20 protein-coding genes, 1 pseudogene and 2 riboswitches are annotated in these 19,654 nt (G+C 64.4%); of the genes and pseudogenes, 9 read left to right on the top strand and 12 right to left on the bottom strand.

The window, feature by feature from the left end:
- The 3 genes and pseudogenes from cobN to HB630_RS14405 form a co-directional block, all read right to left on the bottom strand.
- Positions 1-494 (bottom strand): annotated as a pseudogene (cobN, locus tag HB630_RS14415) (cobaltochelatase subunit CobN); the annotation flags it as partial.
- Positions 495-497: 3 nt separating this feature from the next.
- A complete protein-coding gene (gene cobW / locus HB630_RS14410) occupies positions 498-1,529 on the bottom strand; it encodes a cobalamin biosynthesis protein CobW (protein WP_213772895.1) in 1,032 nt (343 codons plus the stop codon).
- 9 nt (positions 1,530-1,538) lie between these two features.
- Entirely contained in the window at positions 1,539-1,910 is a 372-nt protein-coding gene (locus HB630_RS14405) for a DUF1636 family protein (protein WP_213772937.1), read from the bottom strand.
- A gap of 185 nt (positions 1,911-2,095) precedes the next feature.
- A riboswitch (cobalamin riboswitch) is annotated at positions 2,096-2,317 on the bottom strand.
- A 96-nt stretch (positions 2,318-2,413) separates the two neighbouring features.
- On the opposite strand from HB630_RS14405, the gene cobO reads away from it, so the two are divergent.
- Positions 2,414-3,037 (top strand): cob(I)yrinic acid a,c-diamide adenosyltransferase, encoded by a 624-nt coding sequence (cobO, locus tag HB630_RS14400; protein WP_249780851.1) that lies wholly within the window; start codon positions 2,414-2,416, stop codon positions 3,035-3,037.
- On the top strand, positions 3,037-4,509 hold the full coding sequence (locus HB630_RS14395; protein ID WP_249780850.1) for a cobyric acid synthase: 1,473 nt from the start codon (positions 3,037-3,039) through the stop codon (positions 4,507-4,509). Before cobO ends, HB630_RS14395 begins: the two co-directional genes overlap by 1 nt.
- A gap of 9 nt (positions 4,510-4,518) precedes the next feature.
- Here the strand turns inward: HB630_RS14395 and cbiB are convergent, their stop codons facing one another.
- The gene (gene cbiB / locus HB630_RS14390) at positions 4,519-5,520 is read right to left on the bottom strand and encodes an adenosylcobinamide-phosphate synthase CbiB (RefSeq protein ID WP_213772894.1); all 1,002 of its coding nucleotides are present in this window, start codon (positions 5,518-5,520) and stop codon (positions 4,519-4,521) included.
- Between cbiB and cobD the strand changes: the two genes are divergently transcribed.
- The gene (gene cobD / locus HB630_RS14385; protein ID WP_213772893.1) at positions 5,519-6,559 is read left to right on the top strand and encodes a threonine-phosphate decarboxylase CobD; all 1,041 of its coding nucleotides are present in this window, start codon (positions 5,519-5,521) and stop codon (positions 6,557-6,559) included. The two genes, cbiB and cobD, sit on opposite strands and share 2 nt — an antisense overlap.
- Before the next feature lie 22 nt (positions 6,560-6,581).
- On the opposite strand, the gene tcuA is transcribed toward cobD, so the two are convergent.
- On the bottom strand, positions 6,582-8,003 hold the full coding sequence (gene tcuA, locus HB630_RS14380) for an FAD-dependent tricarballylate dehydrogenase TcuA (RefSeq protein ID WP_346656090.1): 1,422 nt from the start codon (positions 8,001-8,003) through the stop codon (positions 6,582-6,584).
- Positions 8,004-8,155: 152 nt separating this feature from the next.
- A riboswitch (cobalamin riboswitch) is annotated at positions 8,156-8,361 on the top strand.
- A gap of 224 nt (positions 8,362-8,585) precedes the next feature.
- On the opposite strand from tcuA, the gene cobT reads away from it, so the two are divergent.
- The 6 genes from cobT to bluB all read left to right on the top strand — a co-directional run bounded on the left by cobT (position 8,586) and on the right by bluB (position 13,179).
- Entirely contained in the window at positions 8,586-9,650 is a 1,065-nt protein-coding gene (cobT, locus tag HB630_RS14375) for a nicotinate-nucleotide--dimethylbenzimidazole phosphoribosyltransferase (protein ID WP_213772892.1), read from the top strand.
- 17 nt (positions 9,651-9,667) lie between these two features.
- Positions 9,668-10,186 carry a bifunctional adenosylcobinamide kinase/adenosylcobinamide-phosphate guanylyltransferase gene (locus HB630_RS14370; RefSeq protein WP_213772891.1) on the top strand — a complete coding sequence of 173 codons (519 nt, stop codon included), beginning with the start codon at positions 9,668-9,670 and terminating at the stop codon, positions 10,184-10,186.
- Positions 10,187-10,240: 54 nt separating this feature from the next.
- Entirely contained in the window at positions 10,241-11,029 is a 789-nt protein-coding gene (gene cobS, locus HB630_RS14365; protein WP_213772890.1) for an adenosylcobinamide-GDP ribazoletransferase, read from the top strand.
- A gap of 10 nt (positions 11,030-11,039) precedes the next feature.
- On the top strand, positions 11,040-11,615 hold the full coding sequence (locus tag HB630_RS14360; RefSeq protein ID WP_213772889.1) for a histidine phosphatase family protein: 576 nt from the start codon (positions 11,040-11,042) through the stop codon (positions 11,613-11,615).
- Between the two features lies 1 nt (position 11,616).
- Positions 11,617-12,378: a precorrin-6A synthase (deacetylating) gene (gene cobF / locus HB630_RS14355; protein ID WP_213772888.1), complete on the top strand. Its 762-nt coding sequence runs from the start codon at positions 11,617-11,619 to the stop codon at positions 12,376-12,378.
- 96 nt (positions 12,379-12,474) lie between these two features.
- A complete protein-coding gene (bluB, locus tag HB630_RS14350) occupies positions 12,475-13,179 on the top strand; it encodes a 5,6-dimethylbenzimidazole synthase (protein ID WP_213772933.1) in 705 nt (234 codons plus the stop codon).
- Between the two features lie 35 nt (positions 13,180-13,214).
- On the opposite strand, the gene HB630_RS14345 is transcribed toward bluB, so the two are convergent.
- From HB630_RS14345 to HB630_RS14315, 7 genes are all read right to left on the bottom strand, one after another.
- A complete protein-coding gene (locus tag HB630_RS14345; protein WP_213772887.1) occupies positions 13,215-13,910 on the bottom strand; it encodes an ABC transporter ATP-binding protein in 696 nt (231 codons plus the stop codon).
- A complete protein-coding gene (locus HB630_RS14340) occupies positions 13,910-14,659 on the bottom strand; it encodes an ABC transporter ATP-binding protein (RefSeq protein WP_213772886.1) in 750 nt (249 codons plus the stop codon). The genes HB630_RS14345 and HB630_RS14340 overlap by 1 nt, the downstream gene beginning before the upstream one ends.
- A complete protein-coding gene (locus HB630_RS14335; protein WP_213772885.1) occupies positions 14,656-15,957 on the bottom strand; it encodes a branched-chain amino acid ABC transporter permease in 1,302 nt (433 codons plus the stop codon). The genes HB630_RS14340 and HB630_RS14335 overlap by 4 nt, the downstream gene beginning before the upstream one ends.
- Positions 15,954-16,901, bottom strand: coding sequence for a branched-chain amino acid ABC transporter permease (locus tag HB630_RS14330; RefSeq protein ID WP_213772884.1), 948 nt, complete (start codon positions 16,899-16,901; stop codon positions 15,954-15,956). The genes HB630_RS14335 and HB630_RS14330 overlap by 4 nt, the downstream gene beginning before the upstream one ends.
- A gap of 170 nt (positions 16,902-17,071) precedes the next feature.
- Complete coding sequence (locus tag HB630_RS14325) at positions 17,072-18,304, bottom strand: branched-chain amino acid ABC transporter substrate-binding protein (RefSeq protein WP_213772883.1); 1,233 nt, start codon at positions 18,302-18,304, stop codon at positions 17,072-17,074.
- A gap of 416 nt (positions 18,305-18,720) precedes the next feature.
- Positions 18,721-19,182, bottom strand: a complete 462-nt coding sequence (locus HB630_RS14320) for an RES family NAD+ phosphorylase (RefSeq protein WP_213772882.1) — start codon at positions 19,180-19,182, stop codon at positions 18,721-18,723.
- Positions 19,182-19,613, bottom strand: a complete 432-nt coding sequence (locus HB630_RS14315; protein WP_249780849.1) for an antitoxin Xre/MbcA/ParS toxin-binding domain-containing protein — start codon at positions 19,611-19,613, stop codon at positions 19,182-19,184. Before HB630_RS14315 ends, HB630_RS14320 begins: the two co-directional genes overlap by 1 nt.
- Positions 19,614-19,654: the final 41 nt, after the last annotated feature.

The raw sequence follows: 19,654 nt of genomic DNA, 5'->3' as shown, positions 1-19,654 counted from the left end.
GCCGGCAGGCCCGCGGCCAGCGCGAGCTGCGCCAATGCGGCGCGCGCGGAATCCGCGCCGCCATTGTCGCACAATGTCTTCAGCCGGCGCAGCGTCGAGGGCGGGAGGTTCGAGACAGCGTCGAGCCGCGGATCCGGTCTGCCGTCACCCGGAACGATCGCGAGTGCTATTCCTTTTGCCGCGGCGAGGGCGCTGACCTGTTCGACGCCGTAGCGCCAATATTCGACCCCGCCGAGCAGCCGGATCAGAATGCCGCGCGCGCCCGACAGCGTGTTCTGGAGGTAGAGATCGACCGAGAGCGGATGGGTCAGGCGGCGCAGATTGGCAAGACGGAGGCCGGGCAGGGTCTCTCGTCCATTGCGCCATGCGGTGGCAAAGGCACTGAGATCGCTGTCCGCGAAGGAAAGCACGACAAGGTCGGCCGGGGCCTGGCCGAGATCTTCGGCGGCCGCGGTTTCCTCAAGTCCATGCCGTTCGCGCAGCAGGATATGCATGCATCAACCCGTCAGCGCAGCCGTGATCGCACCCTGGTCGAAGCCGCGCTCGCCGATCACGACGATCCGCGAAATTCGTGGCTCGTCGGTACGCCACGGCCGGTCGAATTGCGCGCGCACCCGGGTCCCGACCCCCTGTACCAACAGCCGCATCGGCTTGCCGGCGACGGCGACGTAACCCTTGGCGCGCAGCACGCTGTGGTCGCGCGCGATCGCTTCCATTCGCGTCACGATGGTCTCGGCATCGGTATCGGCTGGCAGCGTCACCACGATGGTCTCGAAATCGTCGTGATCATGGGCGTCGTGATCTTCGTGGTGGCTCGGCCGCCCGTCGAGATCGTTTTCCGCCGCCGCCCCGAGGCCAAGCACGACGCGCGGATCGATGCGACCTTCGGTGACTTCCAGCACCGGAATGCTGCGCGGCGCTTCCGCCAGCACGGTCTTGCGGGCCGCGGCGAGACGATCCGGGCTGACCAGATCGGCCTTGTTCAGGATCACGATGTCGGCGCAGGCGACCTGATCCTCGAACACCTCTCCGAGCGGGGTGTCGTGATCGATGCTGCTGTCGGCGAGGCGCTGCCGCGCGATCGCCGCCAGATCGGGCGCGAACCGGCCGTCGGCGACGGCTTCGGCGTCTGCGACGGCGATCACGCCGTCGACCGTGATGCGCGACCGCAGGTCCGGCCAGTCAAATGCTTTCAACAAGGGCTTCGGCAGCGCCAGCCCGGAGGTCTCGATCAGGATGTGGTCGGGCGGTTGCGGCCGCGCCAGCAGCGCCTCGATGGTCGGAACGAAATCATCGGCGACCGTGCAGCACAGGCAGCCATTGGTGAGTTCGACGATGGCGTCCTCGGGGCAATTGGCGTCGGCGCAGCCTTTCAGGATTTCGCCGTCGATGCCGAGGTCGCCGAACTCGTTGACCAGGATCGCCAGGCGGCGGTCCTGCGGGTTCTGCATCAGATGGCGGACCAGCGTGGTCTTTCCGGCGCCGAGGAATCCGGTGATGATCGTGACGGGTATTTTTTCGATCGACATGGGATGTTCCTAGACCGGCTTCGGGGAGGGCGGGATGCGCGCGATCACGCCTTTGCGGAAGATCGTCGGGCGTTCCCGCCACGGCACCAGGCCGTCTTCGGTAGTTGCGTAGCGCGAGGCGCCGGCAAGAAGGTCGTCGACCGCCGCCAGGTTGAGGTCGCCGTAGACATAGCTCCAGCGTCCCGGTCCGCTGAGCGCGACGCTGCAACCGCGATTGCAATTGGACAGACACTCGGCTTCGACGATACGAAAGCCGGGCGGCGTGTCCTGACGGCGTTGCGCCTCGGCCAGCGCGTCATACAGCCGGCGGCCGGCACGTGGCACGGTTTCGCGGTCTTTGCCGGCAAGACAGGTGACGCAGACATGCATTGTCACCATGATATTTGATGTCACCGTGATATCGGATGCTGGAAGCGCCTCTTCGCGAGGCGGGTCTTGCGCAGATTGGTACATAGCAAAGCCCGTCAATGCACGGCCACCGCCAAAGGCGGTAGCCAGACAAGCGGCGAGCGGACCTGCACTCCGTTCGACCAACCTTCTCACCCCGGAACGCCCCGCCCGGAATGGCGAATATGGCAGGCGACGGCAGGTTTCCTGGCTCGCGGGTCATCGCCGGCACCACCTTCCCGGGCAAATGACCCAGTGGCTTTTGGTGCAGGCTTTCCACTCACAGTTGCGGGGGCAGCTCCGGCTTCGCGCAAAACCCGGGGAACCTCCCGTGTCTCATGCGTCCGGTATTCCCTCTTAGTCCTGTCCGGGGACAAGACACCGTCGGCTAGGGGATTCAATCAGACGGAAACGCCCTCAAGTCAATCCCTCACGAGGCGCCTGGCAGGTTGTCGGGATGGCATTCATGTGATCCTGTCGGCCGCCCACGGACGACGATGCAGGACACCATGAGCCCGAACGACACCGATGAAGCCGAGCGTCATCGCGCCAAGATGGCCAAGCGCAAGGCGGTCCAGGATGCCGAAGTTGCGTCCAAGACCATCGCCAAGGGCCTGTTGATGATCAATACCGGCCCCGGCAAAGGCAAGTCGACGGCGGCCTTCGGTCTTGCGCTTCGTGCATTAGGCCACGGCTGGCGGATCGGAATCGTGCAGTTCATCAAGGGCCGCGCCACCGGCGAGCAGGCCGCGTTCGAATCGTTCGGCGACCGCGTGGTCTGGCACACGGCCGGCGAGGGCTTCACCTGGGAGACCCAGGACAAGGCGCGCGACATCGCCGCCTGCCGGCGCGCCTGGGATATCGCGCTCGGCCTGATGGAGGATCCGAGCATCGGCCTCGTCGTGCTCGACGAGCTCAATATCGCGCTGCGCTACGATTATTTGCCGCTGGACGAGGTGGTGACGAGGCTGACATCGCGGCGAAACGATCTGCATGTGATCGTCACCGGCCGCAACGCCAAGCCGGCGCTGATCGAGGCGGCCGATCTCGTCACCGAGATGGGCGCGGTCAAGCACCACTTTTCCGCCGGCGTGAAAACCCAGGCCGGTATCGAATTCTGATGGCCGCGCGCGCGCTGATGTTCCAGGGCACCGGTTCCGACGTCGGCAAGTCGCTGATCGTCGCCGGCCTGTGCCGCCTGCTGGCGAACCGTGGGCTGGCGGTGCGGCCGTTCAAGCCGCAGAACATGTCGAATAACGCCGCGGTCACCGAAGACGGCGGCGAGATCGGCCGCGCCCAGGCGTTGCAGGCGCGCGCGTCGCGTGTCGCGCCATCGGTCGACATGAATCCGGTGCTGCTGAAGCCGCAAAGCGAAATCGGTTCGCAGATCGTGGTGCAGGGACGTGTGTTCGGCACCGCGCGCGCCCGCGAATATCAGTCCCGCAAGCCGGAGCTGATGCCCTATGTGCTCGACAGTTTTGCGAAAATTCGGGCGCAATGCGACATCGTGCTGGTCGAGGGCGCGGGTTCCGCGTCGGAAGTGAATCTGCGCGCCAACGATATCGCCAATATGGGATTCGCCCGCGCCGCCGACGCGCCGGTGGTGCTGATCGGCGATATCGATCGCGGCGGGGTAATCGCCAGCCTGTGCGGCACCGCCGCCGTGATCGATCCCGCTGATGCGAAGCTGATCGCGGGCTTCATCGTCAACAAGATGCGCGGCGACCCCTCCTTGTTCGCGACCGGAATGACATTCGTGGCCGAGCGCACCGGCTGGGCGCCGATCGGTTTGGTGCCGCATTTTGCCGACGCGCACCGGTTGCCGGCCGAGGATGTCTTCGGTCTGGATGCCTCGCCGGCAGCTACGCCGGGAAGCGCCGGGCATCGTGTTCGGATCGTCGTGCCGGTGCTGCCGCATATCGCCAATTTCGACGATCTCGATCCGTTGCGGCTCGAGCCCGGCGTCGAACTGGTGCTGTTGCGCCACGGCGCGCCGCTGCCGGTCGATACCGATCTCGTCATCCTGCCGGGGTCGAAGGCGACCATTGCCGATCTGGCGGCATTGCGCGCCTATGGCTGGGACAGCGACATCATCGCCCATCATCGTCGCGGCGGACGCGTGCTCGGCCTGTGCGGCGGTTACCAGATGCTCGGGCTTGGCATCGCCGATCCGGACGGCATCGAAGGGGCGCCGGGGTCGGCGGCGGGACTCGGCCTGATCGAGGTCACGACCGAACTGGCCGGCGACAAGTCGCTGCTCGCCGTCACGGGCCGCACCATAGCCGATGACGTCGCTGTCGCCGGCTATGAGATGCATATCGGCCGCACCGCCGGAGCCGGAACGCAGCGGCCGTTACTGCGATTCGACGACGGCCGTCTGGATGGCGCGGTATCAGCCGATGGCCGCGTCGCCGGTACCTATCTGCACGGCTTCTTCGCCGGCGACGCGCAGCGTGCAGCGTGGCTCGCCCGGCTTGGTGCGCCGGCGAGTTCGCTTGGCTATGAAAGATTGGTCGAACAAACCCTCGATGCGCTCGCCGCGCATCTTGACGCGCATCTCGACGTCGACAGGCTGCTTGGCATCGCACGTTGACGCACATGATCAGCCGTGAAGCGAAGCCATAAGCAGGCCTATTGCCGCGACGATCAGCATCGCGCCGCCAAAGGCCGTGCGGTAGATCATCAGCGCGCGATCGATATCCTTGGCCGTCGCCTCGGCCCGGCCGTTGCCCATCCAGTGGTCGTCGACCACAACGCCGCCATAGCTGCGCGGCCCGGCAAGCCGCAGGCCGAGCGCGCCGGCCATCGCGGCTTCCGGCCATCCGGCATTGGGTGAGCGGTGCAGCCGCGCATCGCGCCGGTAAGCCTGCCATGCCGAGGATGCCGAAGCGCCCGGCACGATGGCAGCGGCGGCGATCAACATCAGCCCGGTCAACCGTGAGGCCGGCAGGTTGACGAGATCGTCGAGCCTTGCCGCGGCCCAGCCGAAGGCGCGGTGCCGTTCGGACAGGTGGCCGATCATGCTGTCGGCGGTGTTGATCGCCTTGTACGCGATCATGCCGGGCAACCCGCCGATCAGAAACCACAGCGCCGGCGCGGTCACGCCATCGGAGGCGTTTTCGGCGAGGCTTTCGATCGCGGCGCGGCAGATCGCTGCCTCGTCGAGCGTATCCGGATCGCGGCCGACGATCCTGGCGATGCTGCGGCGGCCGCCGGACAAGCCATCGGCCCGGAGCGCGGTCGCGACCGCGCGCACATGCTGATCCAGATTGCCGCTCGAGATCAGCATGGCGACGACCAGGATTGCGATGGCAAATCCGAGAGCGGGAACGGCGTGCGCGAGCATATCGAGCACAACACCGGCCCCGATACTGACGGCGAGCAGCAGCAGCACCGCCGCCACGCCGGCGGCGCGGCGAACCGCGAACGAATAGTTCGGCCGGTTCAAGCTGGAATCGAGCGCCGCAATCAACGCGCCGATCCACGACACCGGATGACCGATTGCGCGAAACACGATGGCGGGATAGGCCAGCACGGCCTCGATGCCGAAGGCGACGATCAGGATCAGGATGCGGTCAGGCGGATAGGACATGGATTGCAGCATGCACTCGCGGGATGAGATCGGAAAGGTGGCGGAACTGCGCGTTCACGGCGGCCGGATCGATATCGCTGCGCAGACCTATCCAACGGCGCCACGACCATGGATCGATTTGTCGACCGGGATCAATCCCGTCGCCTGGCCGGTGCCGGATATCCCGCTCGCCCGCTACCAGCGCCTGCCACTGGCGAGCGAAATAGCCGCGATGACGGCCGCGGCCGCCAACGCCTACGGACTTCCGGCGAATGCCGCGATCGTGCCGATCTCGGGGAGCGAGCTTGCGATCCGTTTGTTGCCGCATGTGATCGGCGCTGGCCGCGTCGGCATCCTCGCGCCGACCTACGGTTCGCATGGCGCGGTGTGGCGTGACGCCGGCGCTGAGGCGCATGAACTCGCCGCGCTGCCGGATGCAGAAGGGCGGGGCCTCGATACGCTCGTCGTGGTCAACCCCAACAATCCCGATGGCCGCACGATCGCGCGCGCCGAACTCGCGGCCTTCGCGCGAGCCTGGACCGCGACCGGCAGGCGGCTGATCGTCGATGAAGCCTTTGCCGAGGTACAGCCGGAGGTCTCGCTGCTGGCGCTGCCGGAACTGTCCGCCGGTGCCGTGGTGCTGCGCTCGCTCGGCAAGTTTTTCGGCCTCGCCGGCTTGCGCGTGGGCTTTGTTGTCGTGACCGAGCCAGAGGTCTTGTCCTGGCGTCGACTGCTCGGCGATTGGCCGGTGTCGGGTCCGGCCTGCGAGATCGCAACGCTGGCGCTGCGCGACACGGCGTGGATCACGGCGACGCGAAGGCGTCTGGCGGCCGATCGAAGGCGGCTCGATAGCGTCCTCGCCGGCGCGGGGTTGAGAATGCTTGGGGGCACCGATCTCTTCGGTTTGTTCGAGGCGCCCGATAGCGTTGATCTGCTCGATCATTTCGCGCGCGCCGGGATTTTGATCCGGGATTTCTCCTCGATGCCGCGGCGCTATCGGTTCGGACTTCCAGCCGATGAAGCCGCGTGGCAGCGGCTTGGGGTTGCCTGCGGCATGCTGAAGGCTGGATGACGTCGCTATCGCCATCATCGTCTTAGCTGCCGCTCTCCGGTTCGTCCGACAAGGCTACCCGCGCGGCTTCCTCGCCGGCGAGACGGCCGTACACGGTCGACAGCGTGACGCCGAGGCCTGCGAGGTAGCCGTCGCCGAGCACATTCGCCGCCATGATCATGCCGGCTGCGAACATGTTGCGTGCGGGCCGGCCGTCGTTTTTCATCAGGCGCAAATGATCATCGACGGTGACGCCGAAATGCGTGAACGTTATACCCGGCCGCAGCGGATAGGCCGCGAAAGGCGGGACCGCAAGCGCGACCGCGGCGCGCGATTTCGGCGGCGTGAGCCCCTGGGTGCAGCGCTCGATCAGCGGCACATCGTTGCTGGTATCCGTCGCGGCGTTGAAATCTTTGATCGTGGTTTCCAGCGTTGCCGGATCTAGTCCGAGCGACGTTGCGAGTACGGTGATGGTGTCGGCTCGGACCGGGGGGAGGGCGGTCGGCAAGGCGCGTTCGAAGCCTTCCGCATCCAGGATCAGCCAGGCGATCTGGCCCGGACATTCGGCGATGCGTGCGCCCCAGCGGGCAAAATGCGTCTTGCGGGCGTCCTCGCCCTCGTCGTGAAATCGTCGGCCGTCACGATCGACCACGATACCGTGCGGGATCGCGGTGATGCGGGTGACGATGCCGCCATCGAATTTCGGCCCCCTGGCGTCCACCGCAACCATATGGGCGCGCGAGGGATCGCCGGCCGGCTTCACCCCGGCATCGAGCAGCAGGCGCAAGATCGAGCCGGTGACATAGGGCGTGCCGCGGATCATGAAGCCGTCGGCCGCGGCGCCGAAACTTTCACGAAGCCAGCCGATATTGGCCTGATGGCCGCCGGAGCACAGCACCATTGTCTTCGCGGCGATGCGATCAATGCGGCCGTCATGCAGGATGTCGGCTTCGCAATCCGGGCCGTCGCCAAAGGCAAGCGCGACGACTTCGCTGTCATAGCCGATCCGCACGCCGAGCTTTGCCGCGGTCATATAGAGCGCGTTGATCATCGCCTTGCCGCCACCGAGGAAAAAAGCGGTCCGCTTCGAATATGGCATCGCGCCGCTTGCCGGATCCTGCAGGCGCACGCCATGGCTCTCAAGCCACGGGGCGATGGTGGCGGAGCAGTGGATCAGAACGCGCGCCAGTCGCTCGTCGGTTGCGCCGCCCGTGACCCGGAGCAGATCCTTGAAGAAAGCGTCCTCGCTATAGCTGTCCGGCACGTAGCGGGTCGGCCGGTCATGCATCAGGCGGAAATTGCGCGCGTGGCGGGTGTTGCCGCCGCGCAGCGCGGCCGGGGCCCACTCGACCAGACGTACAGACGCGCCGCTGCGCCGCGCCGCGATCGCCGCGCATAAGCCGGCGCTGCCGCCGCCGACCACCAGAACGTCGGGGCCCCGAGAGGCGGGTGTTTCACTCACGATCGCGTTCGGCCGATCATGTTCCGCACCGCGTTCCCTGTTCACCTGATGAGATCGACGCACTGATAGGAGGGCGGCCCCCATTGTCAACCGCACGGGGCATCCTCCGGCGAAGGCGGCCCGGTCCCCGCTTGCGCAATGGCGCGCATCATGCTCTCGTGGTTCCGTCCTTCGGTGCCTCGCGAGAGGTGAAACGGGAATGCGGTCAGGCGAGAATTCGCCCAAGCCGCTGCTGCCCCCGCAACTGTAGGCGGATCGTTCTCGATCAAAGACGTCACTGAACGCCGCGAAGCGGTTTCGGGAAGGCGATTGAGAACATTGTCCGTGAGCCAGGAGACCGGCCGGAAGACATTGGATCAACTCGTTCGACGGTGGGTCGAAGGGAGGGAGAGGCATTCAACGGCCGTTCAGTCGGCATCGCTTCCGGCAGGTACGGCTTCGGTCGATCGATGGCGCAGGGCCGTCCGAGGCCGAAATCTCAAGCCGGCCCATCTCTTCATCGCCGTCCTATCGTCCGAGCCACCCGTGATGCGCTCGCGCCGCTTGCCGCTGCCTTTGTCCGCCACTTTTTATTGAGCACCGCACATGCATACCAAAGCCTTGCCCACCGGATTTGACCATCGGCGGATCGAACCCGTCGATCGCTCCCTCGCGCCGCAATTACGGGCCCGAATTGACGGCAAGGCCAAGCCGCTCGGTTCGCTCGGCCGTCTGGAGGATCTCGCTGTTCAGCTTGGGCTGATCTGGCATCCGCTGGCGCCGCGCACGGAGCGCGCCGTCGTCTTCGTGTTCGCAGCCGATCACGGCCTCGTCGCCGAGGGCGTTTCGCTCTATCCGGCAAGTGTCACCCAGGCGATGGTCGCGACGTATCTCGCCGGGCGCGCCGCCGTCAATGCGCTCGCCAAGGCTTCAGGCGTTGAGGTGCAGGTGATCGATGCCGGCGTCGATGCCGACATCCCCGCCCATCCGGGCCTGATCGACGCGAAGATCCGGCGCGGCAGCCGCAACGCTGCGCGTGAAGCGGCGCTTACCGCCCAGGAGGTGAGCGATTGTCTGGCGAGAGGCGCGTCGATTGTCGCGGCCTCGATCGATGCCGGCACCGACGTGGTGGCGATCGGCGAAATGGGAATCGGCAACACGACATCGGCGGCGCTGTTGATGCATCGGCTGGCGCCGGCGTCGCTTGCCGATTGCATCGGCGCTGGCGCCGGTCTCGATAGTGCTGGCGTTGCGCGCAAGCTCGCAGTTGCGGAACGCGCGGCCGCGCGCAGCGATGTGACATCGCCGCGCGAGGTGCTGGCCGAATTCGGCGGCTACGAGATTGCGATGATGGCTGGCGCGGTGCTCGGAAGCGCGGAGCGCCGCCGGCCCGTGATCATCGACGGCTTCATCGCGACCGCGGCGGCGCTGGTCGCGGTGCGTCTGCAACCCGCGGCGCGCGACTATTGCGTGTTTTCACATCGCTCCGCCGAGCGCGGTCATACTCTGTTGCTGGAAGCGCTCGATGCAAAACCCTATCTCGATCTGGATTTGCGGCTCGGCGAGGGCACCGGCGCCGTCATCGCGGTGCCGCTGCTACGCGCCGCCTCTGGAATCCTGACCGCGATGGCGGACCTTTCGGAGGTTCTGGCCGGAACGTTGCAGCCTTAGACCGTCGGATCGCGGGCATGGCCGAGCTTATTTTCCTCACCGGACCGACACGCAGCGGCAAGAGCCGCCGCGCGGTCGAGATCGCCCAAGCATGGGGCGACGGCGTGGTGTTCGTGGCGACCTATCGATCCGATGCGAATGACGCCGAAATGGTTGAGCGCATCGGGCGGCATCGCGCCGAGCGCGGGACCGCCTGGCGCACGCTGGAGGCGCCAGCCGACATCGTGCAGTCGCTCGCCGGTCTGTGGCCAAAGCCTTCCGGCGCGCTGATCGACAGCATGACGCTGTGGCTGGCGGATCGCCTCGACCAGGACGACGGGAATCTGATTGCTGCGTGGGATCGTCAGCTCGACGGCCTTTGCGCGGCGCCGCATCCGGTCATTGTCGTCGGCGACGAGGTCGGCTGGGGTCCGGTGCCGATGGACAGGGAGCTGCGCCGGTTTCGCGATCTGGCGGGCATGCTTGGCCAGCGCACCGCGTCGCGGGCCTCGGAAGCCTGGTTGATGGTGGCCGGCTGCGGCGTGCGGTTGAAATGAAGCTTGCCGGTTCGCCGGCATCGCCGGTGAAGCGGCGGAGATCGAGACCAGACCATGCGCGATGACCATCGATCGACCGTGATTGACCAGCTTAGGGACTGGATCGACGATCTTCGCCTTGCCACGGCGCTGCTGACGCGGGTGCCGATGCCGCATCCCGGCGGCGCCAGGCCGGAAGGCCTGGCGCGCGCCCAACGGGCATTCCCGCTGGTTGGCGCGGTGATCGGACTGGCCGTCGGTCTCGCCGATCGGGCCATGCTGGGCATGGGTATTCCGCCGCTATGCTCGGCAGCGCTGGCGCTTGGTGCTGGTGCCGCATTGACCGGCGCGCTGCATGAGGACGGGCTTGCCGACCTCGGCGACGGATTTGGCGGCGGCCGCGATCGGGCCGCGAAGCTCGAGATCATGCGCGACAGCCGGCTCGGCACCTATGGCGCGGTGGTGCTGCTGGTGAGTTTTGCGGCCAGATGGTCGGCGCTGGCGAGTTTGCCTATAGCTGCTGTCGTCCCAAGCCTCGTCGTGGCACACGTGCTCGCCAGGGCCGCCATTCCGGTTCTGGCGGCGAACATGCCGTTCGCCCGTGATGACGGGCTGGGCAAATCGGCGGGACGGCCCGAGCTTGCAACCGCCGTAACCGCTGTTGTCATCGCCGCCGCGATCGCGCTGCTGTGCCTGCCGGCGAAGGCAGCCTTGCTCGTGGTTGTCGTAACGGCCGCCGCGGCGCTGGCGGTGGCGATGCTGGCGTGGCGACAGATCGGCGGGGTGACCGGCGACGTGTTCGGCGCGGCCGAGCAAGTTGCGGAGACCGCGATATTGGTCGCGCTCGCCGCGCGCTTCTCGTGAGAGCCATGCCATGAGCGAGGTCAATCGTCTGTGGTTGATCCGGCACGCGCCGGTGAGGGGGCCGAAGGGCGTGATCCACGATTCCGATGCGGCCGCCGACACCGGCGATGAGGCGGCGTTCGCAGCGCTTCGGGCGAAATTGCCGGCCGGAGCGGCGCCATTCGCCAGTCCCGCTGTTCGCACTCTGCAGACGGCGGCGGCGCTGGGGCTGCGCCCGCAGGCCGAGCTGAATTTCCGTGAGCAGAATTTTGGGGCGTGGACGGGACGTCGGCATGACGACCTCGCCCGTGAACTCGGCGCCGCCTACCGGGATTTCTGGCGAACGCCGGCCAATAGCAGGCCGCCGGGCGGCGAAAGCTTTGCCGACCAGATCGTCCGCGTGGGTGACGGCCTGGCGGCGCTGCCGCCGGGAGACGCCGTGCTGGTGGTGCATTCCGGCACTGTGCGCGCGGTGCTTGCGATCGCGCTCGGAATCGCCCCGGAAGCGGCGCTGCGCTTTGCAATCGATCCGCTGTCGCTGACGCGAATAGACCGGTTGCAGAATGATTGGCGCGTGGTTGGCGTCAACCGGCTGTGTGGAGGGTGAGATGCGACGGATTTTCGTCATCGGCATCGGGGTCGGAGATCCCGATCACATGACCGTCCAGGCGATCGAGGCGCTCAACCAGGTCGATGTCTTCTTCATGCCCGACAAGGGGGCCGAGAAGGCCGCCCTGCGCGATCTGCGAACCACGATCTGCGAGCGTTTCATCACGAGTGCCGGCTATCGCACCGTAGACATCGATATCCCGCAGCGGGCAGCCGCTGGCGATTATCTCGCCGGCGTCGACGAATGGCACGGCCGTCTCGCCGACCTCTACAGTCTTCTGTTCGAGCAGGAACTCGCGGAAGAAGAGGTCGGCGCCATGCTGGTATGGGGCGATCCCGCGATCTACGACAGCACGCTGCGGATCATCGAACGCGTGCGCGCCAAGGGTCTCGCGCTGGACATTCAGGTGATCCCGGGGATCAGCAGCGTGCAGGTTCTCGCGGCCAAACATCGCATCGCCCTCAACCGGATCGGGGAAAGCGTGCTGCTGACCACCGGACGCAAGCTTGCCGACGGCTTTCCGGACGGATTCGGCAGCGTCGTGGTGTTGCTCGACGGCGCGCAGGCTTTTGCGCATCTGGCCGAACAGGACCTCGATATCTTCTGGGGCGCCTATCTCGGCACCGAACATGAGATCCTGCGCTCGGGAAGGCTCGCCGACGTCAAGGACGAGATCGAGGCGGTCCGCGCGCGCGCGCGTCAGAAGCACGGCTGGATCATGGACATTTATTTGCTGCGCAAATCCGATCCCGGCCGATGATGAATTCACGGCGACAACCGGCGTGACACCGACCATGATGGCAATCAAACCGCCCGGCCGCCATGCCGGCGTTCGCTCGTGATGAAAGAGACAATGATGAAATCCCAGGACATTCAGGCCGACGCCGAATTTTCCGCTGCCGAGCGCGACGCCGTCTACAAATGCATCTTCAACCGCCGCGACGTGCGCGGGCAATTTCTGCCCGATCCGATTCCGGATCAGGTGTTGGCGCGTCTGCTTACTGCGGCGCATCGGGCGCCTTCGGTCGGCTTCATGCAGCCCTGGGACTTCATTGTCGTCAGGGACTCCGCCACCCGGCAAAAAGTGCGGGACTCGTTCCAGGCCGCGAACCAGGAAGCCGCCGGAATGTTCGAGGACGAGAAGCAGACCGCCTATCGCCGATTGAAGCTGGAAGGAATCGTCGAAGCGCCGATCGGGATCTGCATTACCTGCGATCGCAGCCGTACCGGACCCGTCGTGCTCGGGCGAACCCATCAGGCCGATATGGATCTCTACAGCGCGGTTTGCGCGGTGCAAAATCTCTGGCTCGCCGCACGGGCCGAGAATATCGGCGTCGGCTGGGTCAGCATTATCAGATACGACGATTTGCGCGAGGCGCTGGCCATCCCGCCGTCGATCCAGCCGGTTGCCTATCTCTGCGTCGGCTATGTCTCGCATTTCTTCCGGAAGCCGGAATTGGAAAGCGTGGGCTGGCTGCCGCGCACGCCATTGCCCGACGTGGTGTCGATTGACCGCTGGCGCGGACAAGATATGTCCGATCCGCTATTTCAACACCTTTGACCGGCTTCCGAAGTATTTGCGGTTTTGCAAGCGGATCAGACTTCGAGCCATTCCTTGCGCACGGTCTGGCTGGCCTTGAGATCGGCCGGGGTTCCCTCGAATACGATCCGGCCGTGGCCCATGATGTAAAGCCGGTGCGATATGCGCATCGCGATCGAGAGTTTTTGCTCGACCAGAAGGATCGCCAGTCCGCGCCGTGCGATTTCAGCGATCAGGTCGCCGACCTGCTGCACGATCAGGGGAGCCAGGCCTTCGGTCGGCTCGTCGATCATGATCAGTTCCGGGTCGCCCATCAGCGTGCGGCAGATGGTCAGCATCTGCTTCTCGCCGCCCGATAGCACGCCCGCGGCGGTGTCGGCCCGCTCCTTGAGATTCGGAAACATGTCCAGCATGTCGTCGAGCCGCCACTTGCCCGGATGCCTCGTGTCCTTGACGCCGAGCAGAAGGTTTTGCCGCACCGTCAGGCTGGGGAAGATGTCGCGATGTTCCGGCACATAGCCGAGGCCAAGACGCGCGATCTTGTAGCTCGGAAGCCCGGCGATGTTCTGGCCCTTGAAGTTGATCGTGCCGTGGGGCGGGACCTCGCCCATGATGGCTTTCACGGTGGTCGAGCGGCCGACGCCGTTGCGGCCGAGCAGGCTCACCACCTCGCCGGCGCCGATATGCATCTCGACGCCCTGCAGGATGTGGCTTTTGCCGTAATAGGCATGCAGATCCAGAACATCCAGCATCAGGCCGCTTCCTCGCCGAGATAGGCTTCCTTGACCTTCGGGTCGTTGCGGATTTGATCAGGCGTCCCCGACGCGATGATGTGTCCGTAGACGAGCACGGAGATCTGGTCCGCAAGACCGAACACCACGCTCATGTCGTGCTCGACGATCAGGAGCGTGCGGCCCTCGGTGAGGCGGCGGATCAGCGACACCGCGCGCTCGGTCTCGGAATTGCTCATGCCCGCGGTCGGTTCGTCCAGAAGGATGACATCGGCGCCGCCGGCGACGGTGATGCCGATTTCCAGCGCGCGCTGTTCCGCATAGGTGAGAAGGCCGGCCGGCACGTCGCGCCGGGAGGTGAGGTGGATGTCCTCCAGAATCTGTACGGTGCGTTCCCGGACCTCCGGCAGCCTGTCGATGTTCTTCCAGAACGCGTAGCGATGGCCGGTGGCCCACAACACGGCGCAGCGAAGGTTCTCCCACACGGTCATGTTGGTGAATACGTTGGTGACCTGGAAGCTGCGCGACAGCCCGCGGCGATTGATCTGGTAGGGCGGCAGTCCCGAAATCACTTTGTCGCGCAGCAGAATGGCTCCGCTGGTCGGCACCATATAGCCGCTGATGAGATTGAAGGTGGTGGATTTGCCGGCGCCGTTGGGGCCGATCAGGGCGTGGCGTTCGCCCTGGGCGACCTTCAGGTTAAGGTCGCGGATCACGCGGGTGGCGCCGAAGGTTTTCTGCACGTCGCGGATTTCGATGGCGTTGCTCATGCGGCGAGCGCCTTTTCGCGCGATGCGTTCGAGGCTTCGTCCCAGGCTTGCCCGACACGGGTCCAGGTCCGGCGGGCAATGAGGAATCCGCCGATGACGAGGACGGCGGAGAGGATCCACGTCACCGGGCTTGCGGCGTCGAACGGGATGCCGAAGGGCTTGATGTGGGGATCTTCGTCGGGGTTGACGGTATAATGTACGGTGGTTTCGATCGCGAGCATCAGGCCGATGATCATGGCCAATGTGGGCACGAGCGCGATCAGGTAGGACGGAAGAACCCTGCCGAGCTGGCCGGTGCGGATTAGCGGCCGGTGCATCATGAAGAGGCCGGTGATGCCGCCGGGCGCGAAGGCGATGACGGCGATGAAGAACAGGCCGAAATAAAGCTGCCAGACGGTGGTGAGGTCGCTCAGGCCCAGCGACAGCAATGTGACGAAGATCGCGCCGACCACGGGACCGATGAAGAAGCCGATGCCGCCGATATAGGTGGCGAACAGCACGGTGCCGGACTGGACCGCGCCGAGATAGGCGGAATTGGCGATCTCGAAATTGATGGCGCTCAGCGCGCCCGCGATTCCGGCGAAGAAGCCCGCAAAGCAGAACGCCATGTAGCGGATTATGTGCGGATCATAGCCCACGAACTGCACGCGCTCCGGATTGTCGCGCACTGCATTGCACATGCGCCCGAGCGGGGTGCGGGTGAGGGCGTACATCGCGATCATGCAGATCAGGGTCCAGGCCGCGATGAGATAATAGATCTGGAGCTGGGGGCCGAAGCTTAGGCCGAACAGGCGCAGCAGCTTGGTCCGGTTGGCGGAGACGCCGGCTTCACCGCCGAAGAAGGTCCGCAGGATCAGTGCCGAGGAGGCGACCAGTTCGGCGACGCCGAGCGAGATCATGGCAAAGGCCGTGCCTGACCGCTTGGTCGAAACCCAGCCGAGCAGCATCGCGAACACGAGGCCGGCGACGCCGCCGATCAGCGGAATCAATGGCAGCGGTACCGGCCATTTGTGGAAGCCGATGATGTTGATGGCATGGATCGCCAGGAAACCGCCGAGGCCGTAATAGACCGCGTGTCCGAACGACAGCATCCCGGTTTGGCCGAGCAGGATGTTGTAGGACAGCGAGAAGATGATCGAGATTCCGATCAGGCTGAATGTCGACAGCGACGTGCCCGAGAAAAAAATCTTCGGCAGCACCGCCAGGACCAGCGTGGCCGCGATCCAGAGCCCGTAGAATTTCAAATTGTCCGTGATCGAGGGACGCGGCGGCGCGGCGCTCAAAGTGATCTCACTCATGATTCACGGGTCCCGAGCAGGCCCATCGGGCGGAACGCGAGGATGAGCACGAGCAGCATATAGGGCAGGATGGGCGCGATCTGGGCCACGGTTACATTCCAGATGTCCGACAACCAGGTTGACGCATAGTCGGGGCTGAGCGGTCCGAACATCCCGGCGAGCGATCCGTTCATCGATACGGCGAAGGTTTGCAGCAGGCCGATCAGCAGCGAGGCGATGAACGCGCCCGGCAGCGATCCGAGGCCGCCGACCACCACGACCACGAACAGGATCGGGCCGAGCAGTCCCGCCATGTTCGATTGCGTCACCAAAGCAGGGCCGGCGATCACGCCGGCGACAGCGGCCAGCGCCGTGCCGACCCCGAACACCATCATGAAGATGTGCCCCACATTATGGCCGAGATGGCCGACCATGTGCGGATGGCTAAGCGCCGCCTGAACGATCATGCCGATCCGGGTTCGCTTCAGCGTGATCAGCAGGACCACGAATATGCCGATCGATACCAGCAGCATGAACATCTTGTAGGCGGGATAATTGGTGGAAAAAATCGTAAAGGCCGGAAAGTCCAGCGAAGGCGGCACGCGAAAATCCACCGGGCTCTTGCCCCAGATGATCTGCACGATCTCCTCGATGGCGAAGGCCAATCCGAACGTGAACAGCAGTTCCGCGACGTGGCCGTTCTTGTGGACATGGCGCAAGCCGTAGCGTTCGACGGCGGCTCCGATCAGGCCGGCCAGCACCGGCGCGATGAACAGCGCGGGCCAGAAGCCGAACCATCGGCTGATCTGGAACCCGAAGAATGCCCCGAGCATGTAGAAGCTGGTATGGGCGAAGTTCAACACGCCGAGCATGCTGAAGATGACCGTGAGGCCGCTTGCCATCAGGAACAGCAGCATGCCGAACAGCACGCCGTTCAGGGTGGATATGACGATTAGTTCGAGCACAATACGATACCCAACTGGAAGCGAGGATGATCGTCTTCACCTCTTCCCGCTCGTGGGAAGAGATCGATTTTTGCGAAATAATCCGGGCGAGGGAATCACAGCGGTACCAGGAAGTGGTCCTCACCGCGGACCTCTCCCCGCATGCAGGGAGAGGCGCCTGAACCATACGGTTACGGCCGTTCCATCTTGCAGGTGGTCGGCAGCATGGTCTGATCGGTGTCGATCTTGGCCACGAGTTTCCAGCCCCAGCCGGTCTTCTCCTCGTCGAAGGGTTCCTTCTCGGTGCGTTCGCCGAACGAGGCGATATACATCGGCTGGAAGAACTGATGATCGTCCTTGCGCATCACGCCCGTGCCGCCGGCATAGACCTGGAATTCCATGCCTTCGAGCGCCTCGGCGACCTTGACCGGGTCGAGCGATTTGGCCTTTTCGGCGGCGGCGGCGAACATCCGCATTTCATTGGCGGCGCGGGGATAGAAGTTGCTGAAGTCGTATTTGGCGCGGAGCGCCTTTTCAAACGCGTCGGCGGGGGCGTAGCCGAGGTTCGGAATGCCTTCCGCGATCTGGTACACTTGATGGTTGAGGCCGGCCTGCTTGATCGCCGTCGGTCCGCCGGTGCCGCTGGCATAATAGGTGTACCAGTTGACCTTCAATCCGGCGTCGGCCGCGGCCTTCAGCAGCAGGGAGATGTCCTGTCCCCAGTTTCCGGTGATGACGCTGTCGGCGCCGGAGGCCTTGATCTTCGCGATATAGGGCGCGAAGTCCGTGATCTTCAGCAGCGGATGCTTCTCGTCGCCGACGATCTCGATGTCGGGACGCTTGGCCGCGAGCATCTTGCGCGCGGTGGTGCGGACGGATTCGCCGAACGAATAATCCTGGTTGATCAGGTAGACTTTTTTCACGGCCGGCGCCGTCTTGATGTAGTTGGTCAGCGCCTCCATCTTGATGTCGGAATTGGCATCCCAGCGGAAGTGCCAGAAGCTGCACTTTTCATTGGTGAGGACCGGATCGACGGCGGCGTAATTGAAGTAGAGCACTTCATGGCCGGGATTGCGCTCGTTGTACTTGGTCACGAAATCCGAAAGCGCGGCACCGACGGCCGAGCCGTTGCCCTGCGTCAGGAAGCGCACGCCGGAGTCGATGGCCTTTTGCGCCTGGATCAGGCTTTCCTGGGGGTTGGTCTTGTTGTCGTAAGGGACGATTTCGACCTTCTTGCCGAGAATACCGCCCTTGGCGTTCAGTTCATCGGCCAGAAACTCGTAAGTCTTGAAGCCGACTTCGCCGACGCTCGCGCCGCCGCCCGAGAGCGGATCGATATAGCCGATCTTTACGGTATCCTCGGCCAGGGCGGCGCTGCCGAATAACGGAAACGCAATAGCCGCAGCCAACATCGCCTTACGCATCAGGTTTTCCTCCTTGATATCCCCTACCAACGGCCTTTAGCTATGAGCGGCTGCAAGCGACATGCGTCACCCTTGGCCGTTGGCCTCTTTATGAATTGATTTTGGTCCAACGTGTTACAGGCTGCAAGCCCTTCGTTGGTCGTCCTTCGATTAACATGGCCGACTTTTGATAATGCTTAATTTACGCGCAGCGCTGCCGGCGGGGCAGGAGTTTGTCCTGTTTCCAACACGCGAGGCTGGTATACGGGGCGATCGATAGCCATTGGGCCGCTCGATCTGAAAGGCAAAGACGGTCTTCGTCGCCGGGCACGGGGGATGGTCGATCGTGCCTTGGGCTTTGCAAGCGGATTATCTTCCGATCACTTCTCGACGGTTTTTCGATGTGAGAAAATCTGGCGTCGATGGCGTTCGTCCACCTAGAACAGGCGCGGATCGAGTACGAACGGCTCCACCGAAACAAGAGAGATGCTCGCCGTTGCCTTATGATTGTGGTTGATCAGGACATTTACGTCAGGAGACTGATCAATAGGAACGATGGCGGAGGGAACGCGCAGCAAGGGTGTCGATAGCGAACTATGCCATTTATCCCCACGCTGTTGCGTCCAACCTTCCTGTTGCCGCCAGTCAGCGGGCAGATCATTCAAGGCCAGAATCTCGACGGCAAGATCATCGGGCACGTCGTAACGTACCATCATCAGAGCGGGGAAGAGCGTCGGATCCTCGATATGGACGAGTTTCTCCAAAACGCAAAGAGCAGGGGACGTGCTGCAGTAAGTGACGGGTTGTCCGACCGTATTCCAACGCCCGTCGAAAAGAAGGCCGTAGCCACCGTCGAACGTCCTCGCATGTGCTGTGCCGGACAACCGCCAGAGCAGCATCAGGCGGCGGCGCCCCACGCGATCTTGCCCAGAATGGTCTCGACGACGCGCGCGCCGGTCTCGGTTTGGGTCAACGCCAGCGGCGCTTCGCCATGAAGCTCTGCCAACGGGCGTCGAAGCCACGCATTTGCTTTGTCGATATCTCCGAAGGTATCCTCGGCAAGTGTCTGCACCCGCAGCAGTCGTACCGCCCGATCGGATTCGTCGATGGTGAGAGGTTGCTTTTTCTCGGCGCGATGACGGCGTGTACGTTGGGGAATGACGAACTGTTCAATTTCCTGATCGGTAAGGCCTGCCTTCACCAAACCCTGAAGCGCAGAAAGCGGAAGACGCTTTCGCACCGCGAACGCGAGCTCTGCCTGAGAACGCACAATTCCGCCAAGGACTGTGCGTCCGCCAAGCTTCCTCACCACTATCTCGAGGATGGACAAAAGGGCCTCCCTGAATGGAGCGGCAACATGCCGTATAAATA

The sequence above is a fragment of the Bradyrhizobium sp. dw_78 genome, from assembly GCF_018449525.1.
GTDB lineage: Bacteria > Pseudomonadota > Alphaproteobacteria > Rhizobiales > Xanthobacteraceae > Bradyrhizobium.
This window is presented reverse-complemented; position numbering and strand designations above follow the sequence as displayed.